The following is a 966-nucleotide window of genomic DNA, read 5'->3' on the forward strand; positions in this document are numbered from 1 at the left end:
ATTAAGGCAAGTCAAACACCTAAGTCAGCTGCAGAAAACTTAGATGCTGCTAAGGGAAGTAAAAGTAAAAGTAAGTCAGCTGTAAAAAAAGCTGCCAAAGCTGCCAAAAAATTAGCTGCCGAAAACTTAGATGCTATTAAGGCAAGTCAAACACCTAAGTCAGCTGCAGAAAACTTAGATGCTGCTGCTATTAAGGCAAGTCAAACACCTAAGTCAGCTGCAGAAAACTTAGATGCTGCTAAGGGAAGTCAAACTAAGTCAGCTCCAAAAAACTTAGCTCCTATTACGGGAAGTCAAGCACCTAAGGTTAAAGCTGCTTTGGCTGAGTTTTTGGGAATAGAAACTTCTCAATTGCAGACGACTGCAGTAGTTAGAGAACTAGCCACTAAGTTGGAAGATGATCTTCCAGGATCTCTTGATTTTGCTGATCAGGAGAATGGAAACAAAATCATTTCGATGCTAAAACTTCGTGAATTCGCTCTACAGGAAAACAATAGATATAGATCTACGATTTATAAATCTTTAGGTCAGTTTATGGATCCGGAAAGCCATAAAAATTTAAAGGAGATCCTAGATAAACTCGAGGAATCCAAGAATTTACTTATGACAGAAGGTCAAAAACATAAAAATACATTTGACAGAAATAGTCAGCAAAATACTGCTTATAATTTTAAAGGTGATATGAAAAAATATCTCGAGCTTCAAAATAAAGTTCAACATAGTCAAATGAAAAACTTTAAATTAGCGGAATCTATTATACAGAAAAATATCCAGCGTGAGTATAAATGTAAAGAACTTAAAGATTTCCTCCACCAAGAATTTCCAACTTCTTGTAGAGATTTCAATGACCAAGAAATGAAATTAAAGAAATACTTTCTAAATGCATTTAATCAGGCTAAAACTAAAAATTAGATCGAAAAAAAAATTCCTTCCTTCCCCCCTGCAGTACTGCAGGGCGGGGGAAAG

General features: G+C 35.6%; 1 protein-coding gene. It reads left to right on the plus strand.

Annotated elements, in window-relative coordinates; translation table 11 throughout:
• On the plus strand, positions 1-912 hold a 912-nt coding region (locus tag IEX62_RS24300; protein WP_188778829.1), incomplete at its 5' end, for a hypothetical protein.
• Between the last annotated feature and the right edge of the window lie 54 nt (positions 913-966).

This window comes from Paenibacillus hunanensis (assembly GCF_014645615.1).
GTDB classification, from domain to species: domain Bacteria; phylum Bacillota; class Bacilli; order Paenibacillales; family Paenibacillaceae; genus Saccharibacillus; species Saccharibacillus hunanensis.